At 50.0% G+C, this 18,215-nt stretch carries 12 protein-coding genes and 1 pseudogene; 9 read left to right on the top strand and 4 right to left on the bottom strand.

Annotated features, from left to right (window positions below):
* The first annotated feature begins 89 nt into the window (after window positions 1–89).
* The 4 genes from GILYN3_RS01650 (at window position 90) to GILYN3_RS16970 (ending at window position 3,506) form a co-directional block, all read left to right on the top strand.
* Window positions 90–986 (top strand): class I SAM-dependent methyltransferase, encoded by an 897-nt coding sequence (locus tag GILYN3_RS01650; RefSeq protein ID WP_049721237.1) that lies wholly within the window; start codon window positions 90–92, stop codon window positions 984–986.
* Between the two features lie 28 nt (window positions 987–1,014).
* Entirely contained in the window at window positions 1,015–1,851 is an 837-nt protein-coding gene (locus tag GILYN3_RS01655) for a class I SAM-dependent methyltransferase (RefSeq protein WP_049721238.1), read from the top strand.
* Between the two features lie 78 nt (window positions 1,852–1,929).
* On the top strand, window positions 1,930–2,928 hold the full coding sequence (locus GILYN3_RS01660; protein ID WP_049721239.1) for an alpha/beta fold hydrolase: 999 nt from the start codon (window positions 1,930–1,932) through the stop codon (window positions 2,926–2,928).
* 23 nt (window positions 2,929–2,951) lie between these two features.
* A complete protein-coding gene (locus GILYN3_RS16970) occupies window positions 2,952–3,506 on the top strand; it encodes a sugar O-acetyltransferase (protein ID WP_049721240.1) in 555 nt (184 codons plus the stop codon).
* Between the two features lie 112 nt (window positions 3,507–3,618).
* On the opposite strand, the gene GILYN3_RS01670 is transcribed toward GILYN3_RS16970, so the two are convergent.
* On the bottom strand, window positions 3,619–5,385 hold the full coding sequence (locus GILYN3_RS01670; protein WP_049721241.1) for a cellulase family glycosylhydrolase: 1,767 nt from the start codon (window positions 5,383–5,385) through the stop codon (window positions 3,619–3,621).
* A gap of 487 nt (window positions 5,386–5,872) precedes the next feature.
* On the opposite strand from GILYN3_RS01670, the gene GILYN3_RS01675 reads away from it, so the two are divergent.
* Window positions 5,873–7,033, top strand: a complete 1,161-nt coding sequence (locus GILYN3_RS01675) for an AraC family transcriptional regulator (RefSeq protein ID WP_049721242.1) — start codon at window positions 5,873–5,875, stop codon at window positions 7,031–7,033.
* Here the strand turns inward: GILYN3_RS01675 and rlmF are convergent.
* Together rlmF and GILYN3_RS01685 are read right to left on the bottom strand one after the other, a co-directional pair.
* The gene (gene rlmF / locus GILYN3_RS01680; RefSeq protein WP_049721243.1) at window positions 7,020–7,976 is read right to left on the bottom strand and encodes a 23S rRNA (adenine(1618)-N(6))-methyltransferase RlmF; all 957 of its coding nucleotides are present in this window, start codon (window positions 7,974–7,976) and stop codon (window positions 7,020–7,022) included. The genes GILYN3_RS01675 and rlmF overlap by 14 nt on opposite strands.
* Before the next feature lie 90 nt (window positions 7,977–8,066).
* A complete protein-coding gene (locus GILYN3_RS01685) occupies window positions 8,067–8,936 on the bottom strand; it encodes a PA4780 family RIO1-like protein kinase (protein WP_049721244.1) in 870 nt (289 codons plus the stop codon).
* Window positions 8,937–9,315: 379 nt separating this feature from the next.
* On the opposite strand from GILYN3_RS01685, the gene GILYN3_RS01690 reads away from it, so the two are divergent.
* A complete protein-coding gene (locus GILYN3_RS01690) occupies window positions 9,316–10,155 on the top strand; it encodes a 23S rRNA (adenine(2030)-N(6))-methyltransferase RlmJ (protein WP_049721245.1) in 840 nt (279 codons plus the stop codon).
* 71 nt (window positions 10,156–10,226) lie between these two features.
* On the opposite strand, the pseudogene glk reads toward GILYN3_RS01690, so the two are convergent.
* Window positions 10,227–11,216: pseudogene (gene glk / locus GILYN3_RS01695) on the bottom strand (glucokinase); the annotation flags it as partial.
* A gap of 356 nt (window positions 11,217–11,572) precedes the next feature.
* On the opposite strand from glk, the gene GILYN3_RS01700 reads away from it, so the two are divergent.
* From GILYN3_RS01700 to mazG, 3 genes are all read left to right on the top strand, one after another.
* Window positions 11,573–14,041, top strand: a complete 2,469-nt coding sequence (locus tag GILYN3_RS01700; protein WP_049721247.1) for a glycoside hydrolase family 3 protein — start codon at window positions 11,573–11,575, stop codon at window positions 14,039–14,041.
* Between the two features lie 230 nt (window positions 14,042–14,271).
* Window positions 14,272–16,524: a GTP diphosphokinase gene (gene relA / locus GILYN3_RS01705; protein WP_049722512.1), complete on the top strand. Its 2,253-nt coding sequence runs from the start codon at window positions 14,272–14,274 to the stop codon at window positions 16,522–16,524.
* Window positions 16,525–16,620: 96 nt separating this feature from the next.
* Window positions 16,621–17,427: a nucleoside triphosphate pyrophosphohydrolase gene (gene mazG, locus GILYN3_RS01710; RefSeq protein WP_049721248.1), complete on the top strand. Its 807-nt coding sequence runs from the start codon at window positions 16,621–16,623 to the stop codon at window positions 17,425–17,427.
* The last annotated feature ends 788 nt before the right edge of the window (window positions 17,428–18,215 follow it).

Genomic DNA, 18,215 nt, shown 5'->3' on the forward strand with positions numbered 1-18,215 from the left:
GTTGGCCTGGGTGGTGTTGAATATCTGGATTTTTACCCCGAGGCCTTTTATGCTGCGCATTTGTAGATTTGGTTAGAGATAAGCGGGATATGAGTATAAAAAACAGGGATTTATCGGATGTCGATGGAATTCAAGACCCGCAGGTTCCCAATTGGGCTGAGCTTGAGCTGGCGCAGACTTGGGCCGACCAAATTAACTTTTCGCGTCCAAGCGGTTGGTGGCAGCTGTTTCGCGCGATTAAGGGCCCCCCGCAACGGGTGCAGGTTGATAGTGCCGATGCGTTGTTTACGAACATTCCTAAGTATGCGCTGCAAGAGTTTCATAACCTGCCCAATGGCAATTACTCCAGCCGTATTTCTAGGGGCTACATTAAAGGCTTTGATGTCTCTATGCTGGGGGTGGTGAGCCGTTTTCGCCAAGCTATGGCGGCGCAGGTGGCTAATTGCCGCGCTGTTTTGGATGTAGGTACCGCAGGTGGTACTCTAGCCTTTGAGGTACAGCGTGCCGGCGTGGCTGATGTCTGGGGCGTAGATGTATCGCCATATTTGCTAAAACACGCCGCAACCGATTACCCCGAGATTCGTTTTGTTCAGGCGCCGGCCGAGAACTTGCCTTTTGCCGATCAGCGTTTTGATGCGATTGTGCTGTGTTTTTTACTGCATGAAATGCCGCCTAAATACGTGCGTCAGGCGCTGGCAGAGTTTCATCGCGTATTGGCTCCGGGGGGCAAGCTATTAATAGCCGAGCCATCACCCGCGCAGTTGTTGCCTATTGCTTGGGGTTCGTTGTTAAGCGCTGCCGGCTGGCGTCATTTGTACTTTAAGACGCTGGCTCGGTTTGTTTATGAGCCCTTTGTTGCGCCTTGGCATAAAGAAGATAAAACGGCACTGTTTAATGCGGCCGGTTTTACGATTTGTAAACACGAAGACCGAATACCGATTAATTTTTTTGAGCTGCAAAAAACACCCGCAGATCATACTGATTGAACGACAACTAACCCTAAGAGAGTTGCTTATGTTAATACCAACAAGTGTTCGATGCTTATCGGCATCTGTGTTGCTGGCGCTGAGCGTCGTAGCTGTTGCGCACGATACCGACAACGAAAAGCTTAACCTCGCACTGCACACCGATTACCGCAGTGATGCGGCTGTGCGCGATGAGCATCGGCATCCGGCTGAGACCTTGACCTTTTTTGGTGTTGAGCCCGATATGACCGTGGTAGAGATTTGGCCCGGCGGTGGTTGGTACACAGATATTCTAGCCGCCTACTTGCGTGACTCGGGCACCTATTATGCCGCGCACTTTGATCCTAACAGTGAGGTGGGCTACTTTAAACGCTCGCGGGAAGCGTTTGGCAAAAAAATGGCCGAGCACCCAGAGCGTTATGATCAAGTAAAGCTGTCGGTTTTTAACCCTCCCGCGCAATATGATATTGCCCCTGAAGGCAGCGCTGATGTGGTGTTAACCTTTCGTAATGCCCACAACTGGTACATGAATGGCGGTGGCGAAAAGCGTGTGCTGGCGGCTTTCTCGGCGTTTTACCGCAGCCTTAAACCCGGCGGCGTACTGGGGGTGGTGGATCATCGCCTGCCAGAAGATCGCGATATTAAAGAGCAAGATGCCAGCGGTTATATGAAGCAAAGTGTGATTGAGAATATAGCCAAACAAGCCGGCTTTGAGCTGGTGGCCAGCAGCGACATTAATGCCAACCCAAAAGACACGGCGAATCATGAAAAAGGCGTGTGGACGCTGCCACCGTCTTATCGTTTGGGTGACATTGATCGAGCTAAGTATCAAAAAATAGGTGAGAGTGATCGGATGACCTTGAAGTTTGTGAAGCCGAAAAAGTAGGCGGTTACATTCTAAACAAAAACGGAGCTGCAGTTAGGCTCCGTTTTTATTTTTGGTTACGCTAAACGTGGAGGCAAAATGAAGAGTTTAAAATCGTGTGTGATCTTGGCTGTGACACTTGCAGGTTTGTTTTTTGGCTTTGCTCGGGCCGAGGACGTTGTAAGTTTTGACGCACGTTTGAGTGAATACGCTTATCCGTATCCTGTGGGTGAGTTTAATTTTAACTCACAGCGCCAAGCGCTCACTATGGCTTATATGCATTTACCTGCCCAGCCGGGCAAAGCTACGGTACTGTTGCTGCACGGTAAAAACTTTGCATCCGATTACTGGCAAAGCACCGCCGAGTTGCTGCAACAAAAAGGCTATGGCGTGTTAATGCCCGATCAAATTGGATTTGGCAAATCATCTAAGCCTGCGCACTATCAGTTTTCGTTTGAAGCGTTAGCAGCCAATACCCGTGCTCTAGCGGATAAGCTAGGTATTAAGCGCTTGAGCGTTATAGGACACTCTATGGGCGGCATGCTCGCCTCGCGTTATGCGTTGAGCTACCCCGAGCATGCAGAACAGTTGGTGCTCATTAACCCTGTAGGGTTAGAGGATTATTTGCAGTATGTTGAATATAAAGACCCTGAGTTTTTTTACCAAAGCGAGTTGCATAAAACCATCTCTGGCGTGATCGCCTATCAACAGAAAAACTACTACGATGGCAAGTGGTCGGATGCTTACGAGGCCTTAACGGTTATTCACAAAGGTTGGATGAACGGCCCGGATTGGCCTTTGGTGGCTTGGAATAACGCGCTTACCTACGATTTGATTTTTACCGGGGCGGTAGTCAATGAGTTTAAAGATATATCGGTGCCGACCCATTTAATTATTGGTACGCGCGATACCACCGGCCCCGGCCGCGGCTGGAAAAAGCCCGGTGTGGAGCGGGTGTTAGGGCAATACAACTTGTTAGGTAAGCAAGCGGCCGAGACAATTCCTAATGCCACCTTGCACGAGCTAGACGGTATTGGCCATATGCCACAGTTTGAGGCGCTTGAGCGGTACAAAGCGATACTGGACGATATATTTTAATTTAGTTAAAGGCGGGTGTTGTTATGAGTGAGTTAAATAAAATGCTCGCAGGTCAAGAGTACTGGATTAACGATCCTGAGCTGACTGAAACTCGGTTTAAAACCCGAGATTTAGTGGATGATTTTAACGCACTAAAAGCTCGTGATAGCGTGGCAAAATCTGAACTTCAGCAGCAGATATTTGCTGTGGTGGGCGATAACGTACACATCGAAAAGCCGATACGGATTGATTACGGTGTTAACACGCGTATTGGCAGCAATGTGTTTATTAATTTTAATTTTGTCCTGCTTGATTGCTGCCCAGTGACTATTGGCAACAATGTATTTATTGCGCCTAATGTACAAATCTATACTGCAAGCCATCCGCTGGATTTAGATAAGCGCAATGCTCATGTTGGTTTTGCTGCGCCTATTACCATTGGCAACGATGTTTGGATCGGCGGCGGTTGTATTATTTTACCCGGTGTAAACATTGGCGATGGGGTAACGATTGGCGCTGGGAGTGTGGTGACTAAAAGTGTTCCCGCCCACAGTGTTGCTTATGGCAACCCCTGTAAAGTGCAAAAAACTAATCTGTAAGTTTCTTGAGCGGCAAAAAAAGGGCCTGAAATCAGGCCCAATCTAGAGTGCTGGACAGTGATGCTATTGAAAATCTAGAGAGCTGAAGATTTAAAGTAGCGTGCCAGTCGAGTTACCAACTGCCTAACTGCAAGTTAAAGTTACTGGGCGCCTGTTTAACATAGACATAAAGAGTGCAGTGATTATCTGCAGTGGCTACAATACTAAAACCGTTTTGCATTTGGGCAACATTAGTAATGACTTGGTTGTTGCAATCAATGATGTCGTAAGTTGTCCCAGCCGCGGCGCTCCAGCTGCCTAAACGCAAATCCCCCCAAGTATGTTGATAGCGAATGCACTGGCCTTGGCTAGTGGCAATGGTGTTGCCGGTCATTGGCGTGGCGTTGGTGGTATCGCAGCCTGAGGCACTACTGGATGATGAGCTGCTAGATGAGCTGCTGGAGGAAGAGCTGCTGCTAGAACTACTGCTCGAGGAGCCGCTCCCAGCCAGTTCAATTTTAAGCCAGTTAAGATTCCAGCCGCCGCTGACTACAGACACGGCTAAATCTTGATCGCCTGCGGGTAAATCTACCTCGTGAGAGATGGTTTGCCAGTTTTGCCAACCACCGGTAACCGGGGTAGTGATGCTGCCGTAGCTCGGGTACCCTCCCGCGGCCTCTAGTTGTAGCATGCCACTATTGTTAGCACCGGCTACCCGATAGCTGACTTTGTAGCGAGCCGCCTGGGGGATATTAACGCTATAGCTTAACCAGTCGCCGGCGTCGGTCCAGCCCACATTCATACCGCCGCCGGTGTCGCTAGTGGCTTGGGTTTGAATACCGTCCATTGTGCAGAAAGATTCAGCTTCGATGCTGCCCGGTAAGTTTATGCGGGTACAGGTTGGGTTTGGATCTACAGGCCCCGCATCGGACCAATCACGGACAATATCGCGCACAAAAGTTCCAGATGCCGTGTATTGGTTGTTGGCCCAGTTACCGGCACCGCTGGCGCCACTGACTAAAGCAGATGCACCCTCAACCTTGTCATTTAATGCCCAGTTGGCATGGCTGATATTGTTGGCCTGTAAAAAATCCATCCAAGTATTGGTTTCGGTATAGGCTACGCTGCCATCGCCGTTGGCATTTACTGTCCCCCATTCGGTGACAAATAACGGAATCCCCATATCTAGGGCGTACTGGGCTTTATCACGTAAGTATTGTGTGTGAGTACCGGCGTAAAAGTGCAAGGTATAGGCGATATTACTGTAGTTGGTGATTGGGTCGTTGGCAGCGGCGTCAACATCTTGTGACCAAGTAGGGGTGCCCACCACAACTAAGTTGTCAGGGTCGATGGCGCGGATGGCGCTAATAACTTGCTCGGCATAGGGCTTAATCGTACTGCTCCAAGAGACGCTAAGCGGTTCGTTATAAATTTCGTAAATAACGTTGTCGTGCTGGCCGTATTCAGTGGCCATTTGCTGGAAAAAACTCACGGCGGCCTGAGGGTGATCTTCGGCGTGGTGGCTGTGCCAATCAATAATTACGTACATGTCGTTGGCTATTGCAGCATCAACAACAGCGCGAACTCGACTGAGATTGGAGGCGGGATCGTCTAAGTAACCGCCCGGGTCATCGACCCCCATGGCGGCCCGAATAATTTCAGCATTCCAATCTTGGCGAACGGTGGCAATCGCACCGGCGGTGTAGAATTTTTCGCCGCCCCAGCCGTTATTGCTCCAAAATAGGCTGGGTCCGGCTACGCTGTCGGCTGTGCCGCCAAACAGTAACTGATTGCCGCTTGTCGAAATTGGCGCCACATCGGCATTTGCCATGTTGGCTGATAATGATAAGGCGGCAATAGATAGAGGTAATAGTAGCCGTTGAGTTAAGCGTGGTTTCATAATGACGTACCTTTGGTTAAGAGTATTATTATCCATTCCTTGTTTGCCAGTGGGCATTCTGACAAAGCACAAGCCAGTCAGTTGGGCGCTGGCTTATGCGCCAGTTATTTATAAGTATTGCTAAGCTACAGGCTACCCACTTTATGAAATGGCTTATTTTGGGTGTTTTTTTTGTGATCTTGTGCCGACATTGTGAAGCGGGGTAACACTTCCTTACGCGCTCGGGATTAAAAAGGGCGAGTGAGCTAAGCGTCATTTTTGAGAGCAGCAGGTTACTATTGTTATAAACAGTGTTAACGTTAATGATCCCTTATCTTAAAATGATAATTTTGCGGTAAAATAAGTCGGCATAAATTGTTTGTCGCTCGCGGGCTTGCCACCGCTGCGGTTTTATCAGTTAAAAATGATCGGCATATAATAATCGATAGTGTTGTGGTTAAGCAGAAAGTGATGCCCGGCATTAAGTCGCCTACGGGTTATAAAAATAATGAGTCAGTTTTTATTTAATATTCACGAAGTCGTTTTATTTATTACTGCGATGGAGGCGTTGTTTTTAGCTAGTGGTATTTTGCTTATTCCGCGGTACCGGTTACAGTCTCACTGGTTGTTGGCCGGCTTGCTTGTTCTGGTCGCGATCATTTTAGCCGCGACACTCATTATTTGGCATAGATCACTACAGATTGGTCGTTTTTCTGATTCTATAAGCATACCCGCCTTGTTGACTTTTAGCCTGCTGCTGCAAGGGCCATTGCTTTACGGGGTCATGGCCTCGTTTACCCAGCCTTTAATGCTGACATCGTGGCGGGTAGCTTTGCATCTAGCCCCAGCGCTGTTGGGGGCAAGTTTGATTGGCCTGATGGGCGTTACTGTCGCCGATTGGTTGCCTTGGAATTGGCAGCACTTACCCGAGTCAAAACAACAAATTATTTTATTGATTTGGGCCGCGTTTAAATGCTCGCCTTTAATCTATGCGGTGTTGTGTTGTGCCGCCGAGTACCGGTTGCGGTGCCAGCTGCGTCAGCACTATGCCAGCTTGCCATTATTAGAGTTGCGCTGGGCGGAGTTGCTGCTGGGGGGCTTTACTCTGCATTGGCTGTGGGTCTTTATCGCTTATTGGTTGTCGGGTTATGTGAGTGGCACAGTCAACGATATGATGGGTCTAATCAGTAACTATGTCACCGTATTGCTGATAAATGCGTTATTTGTTTTTGCGTTGTTTAGTGGCCGAAAAGCGCTTATGTTATCCGATGCAGGCTCACAGCGTGGCGATGCTATTAATCAAGTCGAAAAAAAGTTAGCGCGCATTGCTCGGGCGATTTCAATTGACAAGCTGCATCTGGATCCACACATTAATTTAGAGCGTTTTGCGGAGCTGTGCAACATCAAACCTAGGGAGCTTTCTTCGCTTGTTAACTCACATCATCATAAGAATTTTTTTGAGTTTGTTAATTATTATCGCGTTGAGGAAGTAAAGCGCTTACTTGAAACCGATTATGGGATGACAATTTTAGAGACCGCACTGGCCGCCGGGTTTAATAGTCAATCGGCATTTCAGAGGTTTTTTAAACGCTTGGTGGGAATGACTCCGTCTGAGTACCGTCGTCGGCATCGCGCCGATATCGCAAAGCTTGAGCCTAGTATTCAATAAACCGCCAGGCGAGCACACGCGTGATTTTATTGCCCTGCGTCATGGGAATTTCTTTTATCTCCAGCGCCCCGAGTTTACGCAATAATTTTATTAAAGGTTTTATATTGTCGCTTTTAGATACCAAGCTGCTAAACCAGCGGCACTGATGGGCAAAGGTTTGGCTTTCCTTGGCCATTTTTTTAAGAAATAAGCGCTCGCCACCTTTGCACCATAGCTCGGCGGCCTGGCCACCAAAGTTCAAGCCACTGGGGTTGCTCGTTTGCTCGCCGCGGTTGCGCGCTAGGTTTTCTTGCTTGCGCAGGCTGCTTTTTAAGGCCTCTTCGGCCGAGGCATGAAAGGGCGGATTGCAGACGCTGAGATCGTAAAATTCTCCGGCCAAAATAATATTGGCAAAAATACAGTTTTTATCGCTTTGCGGGCGCAGTGCAATGCGGCGCTTTAGTGTGGGGTTGTGCTCGAGGATGGCGGCAACATTGTCGAGCGATTGCGTATTAATATCAGTCGCGACACACGTCCAGCCGTACAGCTGGCTGGCCAGCAGTGGGTATATGCCACTGGCCCCAGTGCCTATGTCTAAAAGCGTTATGTCGCTCGACTCGGTTGCCGGCACAGAGGTTGGTGGCGCTACATTTAATAGCTCAGCTAGGTAGTGTAAGTAATCGGCTCGCCCCGGAATCGGCGGGCAAAGGGCTGCGGCAGGAATATCCCAATCTTGGATATGATAATGATGCTTTAGCAGCGCGGCGTTTAGTGCTTTGACGGCGGCGGCATCGGCAAAATTAATGGCAGGGTTGCCGTGTTGGTTGGCGGCCACATAAGGTGCCAACGCCGGATGGCTGTTAATTAAGGCGGCAAAGTCGTAGGGTTGGTTGTGCAGGTTTCTGCGATGCAAACTTTTGGCGTGTTGGCGGTTAGCGTGGGTAGGGGGCCGAGGCGTGCTCACAAAAATATGTCCGATGTTTGGTGTTTAGGGGGACCCGCTACAGGGCGATGCGCTTGTTGTGCAATTAAAAGCAAACGCATCGCCTGTGGTTTAATCTTCGTTATCATCACCGGTGTCTGCTACGCGGATGCGCTCTAAGCGCTCCTCTTCCTCTTCTAACGCAGCTTTAATTTCGTCTAGCACTGAGTCGACATCGGCGCTTTCTTCTGGGTCGTCAAACTCGCCGGTTAATGCGGTGTCGGGGTGCAGCTCGCCCTCTTCATACAGCGCCCATATTTCATCGGCGTAGCGGGTGCTAAGCAGCTCTGGGGCAAATTGGCCGTAGTATTCGGTCATATTGCGCACGTCGCGCTCAAGCATGCTTTTAGCGTTGTTGTTGGCGGCGGCATCGACCGCTTGGGGTAGGTCGATAATTACCGGGCCGTATTCGTCTACCAGCACGTTAAATTCCGATAAATCGCCGTGAATTAAACCGGCGCAAAGCATTTTAACCACGTCTTGCATAACCACGGCGTGATCTTCTAGCGCTTGCTCGGCGGACATGCCGACGTCGTTAAGGCGCGGTGCAACATCACCTTCTTCATCGGTGATTAGCTCCATTAGCAATACGCCGTCAAAGCAGCCGTACGGTTGCGGCACGCGAACACCTGCTGCCGCGACTTTATACAAGGCATCTACCTCGGCGTTTTGCCAGGTGTCTTCTTGTTGTTGACGGCCAAATTTAGAGCCCTTTTCCATCGCGCGGGCGCGACGGCTATTGCGTACTTTTCGGCCTTCTTGGTATTGCACGGCTTTTTTGAAACTGCGTTTGGCGGCGTCTTTATAGACTTTAGCGCAGCGAATCTCATCGCCACAGCGCACTTTATAAACGGTTGCTTCTTTGCCACTCATTAGCTGACTTATCACTTCGTCAACCAGCCCGTCATTTACTAGCGGTTGTATTCTTTTAGGTGTTTTCATGGGCCTCTAAATCGTTTTGCAGCTTATAACCTTAAGGTCTTACTTTATCTGGGCGCTATTGTGTTGTTTTTATGGGCGTAGATGCAAGAGGATCATAGTTTTTGCGTTTGAATTAGGCTTTTTTGAGGTTTTTTACGCGTAACTTGGTCGGTGTTGCGATTAAAAGAGGCAAAAGTGGGCGTTAACGACAGGTTTTGGGGTTGGTCGTCTCTTTGTGCGGGTGTGGCTTATTTTGCCGCGAGGCTTGAGTGGCCAATGGTGGAGTAAAGAGGTGTGGGTGTAAAAACCGGTGCAATTTGTGTGGCTCGGGCTGATAATAGCGAGCTGAGATCGTGCTTTAGCAATCGGTCACCTTTAAATTATTATATGAGAGCTGATTTTGTTAAGTTATCGTCATTCGTACCATGCCGGAAACCACGCCGATGTTATTAAGCACATCGTTTTGGTTGAAATTTTAGCCTACCTCGGTCAAAAGCCTGCGCCGTTTGAGTATATTGATACGCACGCCGGTGCGGGTTTGTATAACCTGCGCTCTGAACACGCCATAAAATTGGGCGAGTATCGCGGCGGTATTGGCAAACTAATGACTAAGCCTTGGCCTTTGTTGGCGCCGTATTTAGAGCAGGTTAAGTTGGCTAATCGTACCGATAAACTTTATTACTACCCAGGCTCGCCATTAATTGCCCAGCGGTTTTTACGCAGGCAAGACCGCGCCTGGCTGTTTGAATTACACCCCAGCGACCATAAAAAGCTTAGCGATAACACCAAAGCGTTTAGCAATGTGCAGGTTGAGCATGCCGATGGCTTGAACGGTTTACTTGCTCGTATTCCGCCTAAGTCGCGCCGCGCCTTGGTGCTGATCGATCCGTCGTACGAGGTGAAATCTGAGTACGTTAAAGTTATCGATGCGGTGATTAAAGCTCACAAAAAGTTTGCCTCGGGTGTTTACGCTATTTGGTATCCGGTGGTCGAGCGCGAACAAATTGACTTTATGGCGAAGAAATTAGTTCGCAGCGGCATTAAAAATATTCAGCGTTATGAGCTAGGGCTGGAAGCTGATGCGGAAGAAAAAGGTCACGGTATGACCGCATCGGGATTGTTTGTGATTAACCCGCCCTGGACGCTACGCGCGACCATGCAAGAGCTGTTGCCGCAGTTGCAAGCTGCGCTGGCTGAAGACGATGGCTTTTTTAAATGCGATGTTCTGGTGGATGAGTAGTTAAGAAGGCGGTGTATCGCTGGGTTGGCAGTTGTGGCTCTGAGTCAATTTTTACCCAGAGCCACCGGGGTTTAGCTTTGCAGTGCTTGGGTGTTATCTACCAGCCAAGCGGCGGCACCAATTAACGCGGCTTTATCGTTAGTGACCATGTGTACCGGAATCTCTTCTACATAACCGCGCATAACGCCCTTGTGCACATAGCGTTTTACAAAATCGGTTTGCGGCAAGTAGCTGGCGATTTTAGGCACAATACCACCACCTAAATAAATACCGCCCAAGGCTCCCCAGCTAAGGGCTTTATCGCCCGCTACGCTGCCCAAGATATTGCAAAAAGTCTCTAATGCCTCGTTGCACAGCGGGTCTTGATGGGCGAGTGCGCGCTTGCTGACATCGGCCGGTGTTAAATTCTCAGACGCTTTGCCACCTACTGCAGCCAGTGCTTGGTAAATACGTACTAAGCCCGCGCCCGACAGCAAATGCTCGATAGAGACGTGATCAAATTCGCGGCGCATATGTTGCAGTATCGCGACTTCTTTATCGGTGGTGGGGGCAAAACTGCAGTGACCGCCTTCGGTGGGGATAATCTTCCAGCCACTGCGTATCGGTGCCAGCATCGCTGCACCAAAACCTGTGCCAGGGCCCATAACACCAATCGGTGCGTGCGGGTTGCCTTTTACGTTGTACAGCGTGGTTTTGTCGGTGCTTTGTAAGTGGGGGGCCGCATAAGCAAGCGCCGAAAAGTCGTTAAGTACATCTAGCGCCTGCATATTTAGCTCGTCGCGCAGGCGGCTTATAGAGAACTCCCAATTTAGATTGGTGACTTTAACGTGGCCGTCTTGGATGGGGCCGGCAATCGCCAAGCAGGCAAACTTGGGCATAGTAATACCGGTTTGATCACAATAGGCGCGGATCATATCGGCCAGTGAATCGTGGTCGGCACTGGGTAGGCTAAGCTGCTGTACGGCGTTGTAGCCGGTATCGTGCTCGCACGCATCGACTAAGCCAAAACGGCCATTGGTTCCACCAATATCGGCGACTAATATTTTACTCATGCGGTTGTGCTCCTGGCGTTTTTGCCTGCGCTGTTTTGGTGTTGCTTAGCGCTATTACTTGCCCCCAGCTTGATAGCTTGCTCTAGAGGTACCTAGTGTCTTTACGATGGCTGGCCACTTAGGTAAGCGGGCCGATATTGGCGTAAAAATGCCATGTTAACGATACATAAAGACGAGAAGTGTAGGATCGATTGACAGCGCTGTCAATAGTGGTGTAATTTTGCCCGCGTTCCGTTAAGCTAAGGCGCTTTTTTACAGGTTGCGTGCGCCCTTACGCGACCGTAAGAAGAGCAAATAGAGCTAAGCGTTGTATAGCTTGCAACACATAACTAAAAGACATACCTGACACTCTTGGAGATTACCCCATGCCTTGGCCCCGTTTGACTTCGGCATTTGCCGCTGATACTTCACTTGAAGCAAAAATAGATGAAATCTTAGCGCAGATGAGCGTTGAGGAAAAAGTAGGGCAGATGATTCAGCCCGAGATCAAACAGGTCACCGCACAAGATATTAAAGATTACCATCTGGGCTCTGTGCTTAACGGTGGTGGTTCGGTACCCAATAACGATCGTTATTCGAAGGCCTCCGATTGGGTGGCGTTGGCCGATACCTTTTTTGATGCCGCCGCCGACTGCAGCGATGGCAAAGTATACGTTCCTATGATGTGGGGCACCGATGCTGTGCACGGCGTGGGCAATGTCGTGGGTGCGACTTTGTTTCCGCACAATATTGCGTTGGGCGCGACGCATAACCCAGCGCTAATTCGCGAGATTGGCGAAGTCACTGCGCGTGAAATTGCCGCGATTGGTATTGATTGGGATTTCTCGCCTACCGTTGCTGTGGCCCGCGATGACCGCTGGGGCCGCACGTACGAATCCTATTCGGAAGATCCAGAGATTGTGCGCGCCTACGCCGGCGAAATGGTCACTGGGCTGCAAGGCTCTGTTAACACCAATGAATTCTTAAACGAGCAGCACGTCATTGCCACCGCAAAACACTTTATTGGCGATGGTGGCACGCTTAACGGTATCGACCGTGGCGATTGTGCGGATGACGAGCAAACCCTGTGCGATATTCATGGCGCGGGTTATTTCAGTGCGATAGAAGCCGGTGTGCAAAGCGTGATGGCCTCGTTTAATAGCTGGCACGATGAAAAAATGCACGGCCATCAATACCTATTAACCACGGTGCTTAAAGACAAGCTTGGCTTTGATGGCTTAGTGGTAGGCGATTGGAACGGCCACGGCTTTATCGAAGGCGCCGAGGTGTTAAATTGCCCGCAGGCGATAAACGCAGGGCTTGATATTTTTATGGTGCCCGACCCAGACTGGAAAGTGCTGTTTAACAACACTGTCGAGCAAATTAAATCGGGCGTGATTGATGCTGCCCGCGCTGACGATGCCGTGCGCCGTATTTTGCGGGTTAAGTTGCGCGCCGGTTTGTTTGAGCGCGGCAAACCCTCTAGCCGCCCCCTCGCTGGACGCGATGAGCTGATTGGTGCCCCCGCACACCGCGCCGTGGCGCGCCGCGCGGTGCGCGAGTCGCTGGTGATGTTGAAAAACAAAAATAACCTGTTGCCGTTGTCGCCTAAGCAGCGAGTGCTGGTGGCCGGTGATGGCGCCAACAATTTATCTAAACAGGCTGGTGGTTGGTCGGTAACTTGGCAGGGCACTGGCACCGATAGCCGCGACTTTCCCGGCGCCACCACCGTTTATGATGGTTTAGCCGCAAGTGTTAATGCCGCCGGTGGCGAGATCGAATTGAGCGAAACCGGTGAGTACAGCGTTAAGCCCGATGTTGCCATTGTGGTGTGGGGCGAGTCGGCCTACGCCGAGATGCAGGGTGATGTGCAAAATTTGCTATTTAAAGAAGGCGCAGGCCGCGACTGGGAGCTTTTAAAGAAATTCCAGGCCGCCGGTATCCCAGTGGTTTCATTATTTATCACCGGCCGCCCAATGTGGGTTAACCGCGAGATCAATGCCTCTGATGCGTTTGTGGCTATCTGGCAACCAGGCACCGAGGGTGCCGGTGTGGGCGATGTCATCTTTACCCGCGCCGATGGTGAGATAAACCATCCGATGAAGGGTAAGTTGACCTTCTCGTGGCCGCGCGACCCCGATCAAGTACCGCTTAATCGCGGTGATCAAGACTACGACCCACTGTTTGGCTACGGTTATGGTTTGGCTTACGGCGATGCCGACTCTTTGAGCGATGATCTACCCGAAGATTACGATGCCGGCACCGAGACGCTTGACGAGCTGTTGGTGTTTAACCGCCGTGCCATCGACCCCTACGGCATTATGGTACAAGGACGTCAAAACGATAAACAGCTGATGCAGGGCAACCGCGTTGAGGTGTCGAGCATTTGTGTCACCGCAGTAGACCGAGACGTACAAGAAGACGCACGCCGCGCACAGTGGAACGGCACCGGCGTTGGGCTGGTAGCGCTTACCACTCGCGACCGCCAGGTGCTGGTCGATTACCTCGATAGCGACGGCGCGTTAATGTTTGAGATTAAAGTGGATGTTGCGCCGAGCAAGAATGTCACGCTGCGTTTAGGCTGTGGCCCAGACAGCTATTCCGACTTGGATATCACCAGCACAATGCAAGGTCTGGCCGGTAACGGCTGGGCGCAAGTGCATGTGCCGCTTAGGCTGTTCCCCGATGTGGGCTCGGACTTTGGCTTAGTGTTGCCGCCTAGCGAGTTTTTCCATCGTATTTTAGAGCCCTTCACGCTGGTTAGCGAAGGCGAGCTGGACTTAAGCTTTTCTCGTGTCACGCTTAAAAAGGCCGCAGCGACTGAGCTGGCAGGTATAACAGTGGTGGCCGGTTAGTTGAGTGCAGGCCCGCAAACAGGGGTGATCGTCCTGTGCGGGTCTTTTGCATTTTGATCGGGCAGGCTTTTCGACTACCATAGGCCCGCCCGAGCGCCCGCATATTATAGATATGCAACTTTATGGCGCCTTATACGTCCAATGGCTGTTTCCGGCAATTAACATTAAAGCGTCACATGGAATGTGGCTTGCCAAACTCATAACAGCCAGCTGTGTACAGTGAAGTTATTATGGTAAAAGTCCGTCAAGATCACCCCATTGCCGCCGATGGCAGTGTTGATATCGATGCCTGGTTGCAACGCTTTGCCGGTATTGAGCAACAAAGCCCTTTCCCTTTAGACGAAATGAAACGCGCCTGCGAGCTGTGTCAGCAAGCCGACGCTGCGGTCACTCGCACTGCGCCTCATAGCTGGGGTGAAGGTGCCAGTTGTTTGCGTATCGGCATGGAAATGGCCGAAATACTCGCCGATTTACAACTCGATCACGAAACGTTAGTCGCTGCGGTGCTTTACCGTGCTGTGCGCGAAGAAAAGCTCGCGCTGGCCAATGTCGAGGCGCAATTTGGCGAAACCGTTGCCAAGCTTATTAGCGGCGTGCTGCGCATGGCGGCGATCAGCTACCAGCGCAACGAAAGTGAAGAGCGTGTATTTGGTAAGCAGTCTGACGAACAGGCCGACAATATCCGCAAAATGTTGGTGGCTATGGTCGATGACGTACGGGTTGCGCTGATTAAGCTGGCCGAACGCACCTGTGCGATTCGGGCAGTTAAAACCGCACCAGCGGCTCGGCGCCGGCAAGTAGCCCGCGAGGTGGCCGATGTTTATGCGCCTTTGGCGCATCGGTTGGCCATTGGCCACTTTAAGTGGGAGTTAGAGGATTTATCTTTTCGCTACCTAGAACCTACCGATTACAAGCGCATTGCCTCGCTGCTAGATGAGCGGCGTATCGCCCGCCAAGAATTTATTGACGACATTTTAGCGCGCCTGCGCGGCGAGCTACAAAGTGCCGCCATCGATGCCGAAGTGACCGGCAGAGCGAAACATATCTACAGTATCTGGCGTAAAATGCAGCGCAAAGGTATTGGCTTTTCACAGGTTTACGATATTCGTGCGGTGCGTATTTTGGTGCCCAGCGTGCGCGATTGTTACTCGGTATTGGGTATCGTACACAGCTTGTGGCGCAACATTCCCCACGAGTTTGACGACTATATTGCCTCCCCCAAAGAAAACGGCTATCGCTCGTTGCACACGGCGGTTATTGGCCCCGAGAACAAAGTGCTCGAGATCCAGATTAGAACCTTTGCCATGCACGAAGAGGCCGAGCTTGGCGTGTGCGCCCACTGGCGTTATAAGGGCACCGATACCGATACCACCGAAGACGGTTACGAGCAAAAAATCTCTTGGTTGCGTCAAGTGCTAGAGTGGCACGATGAGCTGGGCAGCAGCAGTCAGCAACTGCAAGATGACTTAAAATCTTTTGAGCAAGATCGTATTTACGTTTTTACGCCCGAGGGGCACGTGGTCGATTTGCCGCAAACTGCCACGCCGCTAGATTTTGCTTACCGTATTCATACCGATGTGGGCCACCGTTGCCGGGGGGCCAAAGTTAATGGTCGTATTGTCCCACTCAATTATCATTTAAATACCGCCGATCAAGTCGAGATATTAACCGGTAAACTCGAGGCCCCAAGCCGCGATTGGCTTTCGCCCGCTTTGGGTTATGTTAATACCGCCCGCGCTCGTGCCAAGGTACAACACTGGTTTAAAGTGCAGGCGCGTGACGACAATATATCCGAAGGGCAGGCGCTGCTGGATCGCGAGTTTAAGCGCTTGGCATTGCTCGATTTAGAGTTTGAGGCCTTAGCCAAAAAGCTCAACATGCAATCGTTGGACGACTTGTACGCGGCGGTAGGTGCCAGCGACATGGGCGTTGGCCAAGTGATTAGTGCCGCGCAGCGTTTAATCGATAGCAAGCATCCTAAAGAGCCAGTAATTCCGTTTAAGGCAAAATCATCTAAACGTGTTAAAGACTCCGATGTGTACATCGAAGGTGTGGGTAATTTACTGACTCAAATTGCCAATTGTTGTACACCGGTTCCGGGCGATGCAATTACCGGCTATATCACCATCGGGCGTGGAGTTTCTATTCATCGTGCCGATTGCAGCAACGTTTTACAATTGCAGGCCGATGAGCCCGAGCGAATTCTGAAAATTGACTGGGGCGCTACGCCGCAAAGCAGCTATTCGGTTGATTTAATCGTCGAAGCTTATGATCGTCATGGTTTGTTACGCGATATCACCTCGCTACTCGATCATGAGCGGATTAACATTAGCGCCATTAATATGTTATCGGACAAGTATAAAAACACCGTAGATATGCAAATCACCGCCGAGATACGCGGTTACGATGAGCTTAGCCGAGTGCTGACACGGTTAAATCAATTGCCCAATGTAGCCTCGGCGCGACGCAAACGGCCCAGCTAAAATTGGCGTTAATCCTAAATGGCGATACGCTTACACGGTAAGTGTATCGCCCACTTTTGTTAAAAGTGTTGTGCGCTTTTTAAAAGAGAACCCCACATGTCTGGCACGCCCTATACCCTCGATGATTTAATTTACTTAATGCAACGCTTGCGCGACCCGCTAGATGGTTGTCCGTGGGATCAGAAGCAAACCTACCAAACCATCGTGCCGTCTACCATAGAGGAAGCCTACGAGGTAGCTGATGCTATTGAGCGGGGCGATCTTGATCACTTGCAAGAAGAGTTAGGCGATTTGTTATTTCAGGTGATTTTTTACAGTCAACTAGGCGCCGAGCAGCAACGCTTTGATTTTAACGCCGTGATCGACATGCTGGTGGCTAAACTTGTACGTCGTCACCCGCACGTGTTTCCCAATAACAATTTACAAGGGCGCTTTGGTGATCAACCCGCAGACGAAGCCGCCATTAAACAGCGCTGGGAAGACATCAAACAAGAAGAGCGCGAGGCCAAAGGCGTGCGTGGCACCTTCGATGATGTACCGCTTAACTTACCCGCCTTAACCCGTGCGGAAAAACTGCAAAAACGCGCGGCACGCACCGGGTTCGATTGGAAAGATGTCAGTGGCCCCATTGCCAAAGTACGTGAAGAGCTGGCCGAAGTCGAAGAGGCTTTGGCCAGCGGTGATATGGATGCGGTCGATGCCGAAGTGGGCGATCTAATGTTTGCTGTGACTAATATTAGCCGCACCTTAAAACAAGACCCAGAAGGCTCACTGCGACGCGCCAACCAAAAATTTGAACGACGCTTTCGCTTTATCGAGGATAACGCCCACAAACCCATGGAGGATATGAGCTTAGAAGATATGGATGCGTTATGGGATAAGGCCAAAGAGCAGGGCTTATAGCCATCGCGCCAGCTCGAGGCGTCTCAAGGTTAAGAAGTTACCCCCCTTCCAGCATAATAAGCCGACCTTTGTTGTCGGTGCACATTTCCCAAGATACACCTTTTTATTTAAAAACATTCTGCGAAGATAAGTATATAAAGCTTTTTTAAGACAAATTTTTCACTTTGTTCTCAATAAATTATTCACAGTCGGCGTTGTCGGAAGGCATGACGCCGGTAGCTGGCTAAATGGCAGCGCAAACAACATAGTCGCTTTTCTCCTCTTTCTGTCGTCCTCTTCGCTATCGTTAAAGCATCCGCTTGATTTGTTCACACTCCTCAATTGTTGCCCATTCGCTTACGGACTAGCGTCTATTGGCACGTATTAATGCACAGCTAAAATCACCTTGATGTTCAGTTGATCGTGTCGTTTCGCGCGAGGGAAAGTTCGGTAAGAAGTTTCAGGGTAAATAACTTAAAGGTCGGCGCTGTTAAGGTTTTTAGTGTTTTTTAGTAATAAGAATGGCTCTAGTGGTTTTAAATTTATATCGTAATGTCGCATTGTGTGCCATAAAAAATTTTATTGTATTCATTTTTTATGGCTGAATATTTTTCAGCTACAGTTATGTTTATTGTGTTTATTGTTTTTATTTTTTATGAATTAATGTTGGAATTTTTTTATTAATGATTAATGCGATACGAGGTCATATTTTTTGTGAGGTTAGTCTCGAAGGTGGGCGCATTAATTTGTTTTATCATTTCTTTACATCGTTATACTCGTTATTCGTTTTTCAGAGTGTATGTGAATAT

The organism is Gilvimarinus polysaccharolyticus (assembly GCF_001187555.1).
Classification (GTDB): domain Bacteria; phylum Pseudomonadota; class Gammaproteobacteria; order Pseudomonadales; family Cellvibrionaceae; genus Gilvimarinus; species Gilvimarinus polysaccharolyticus.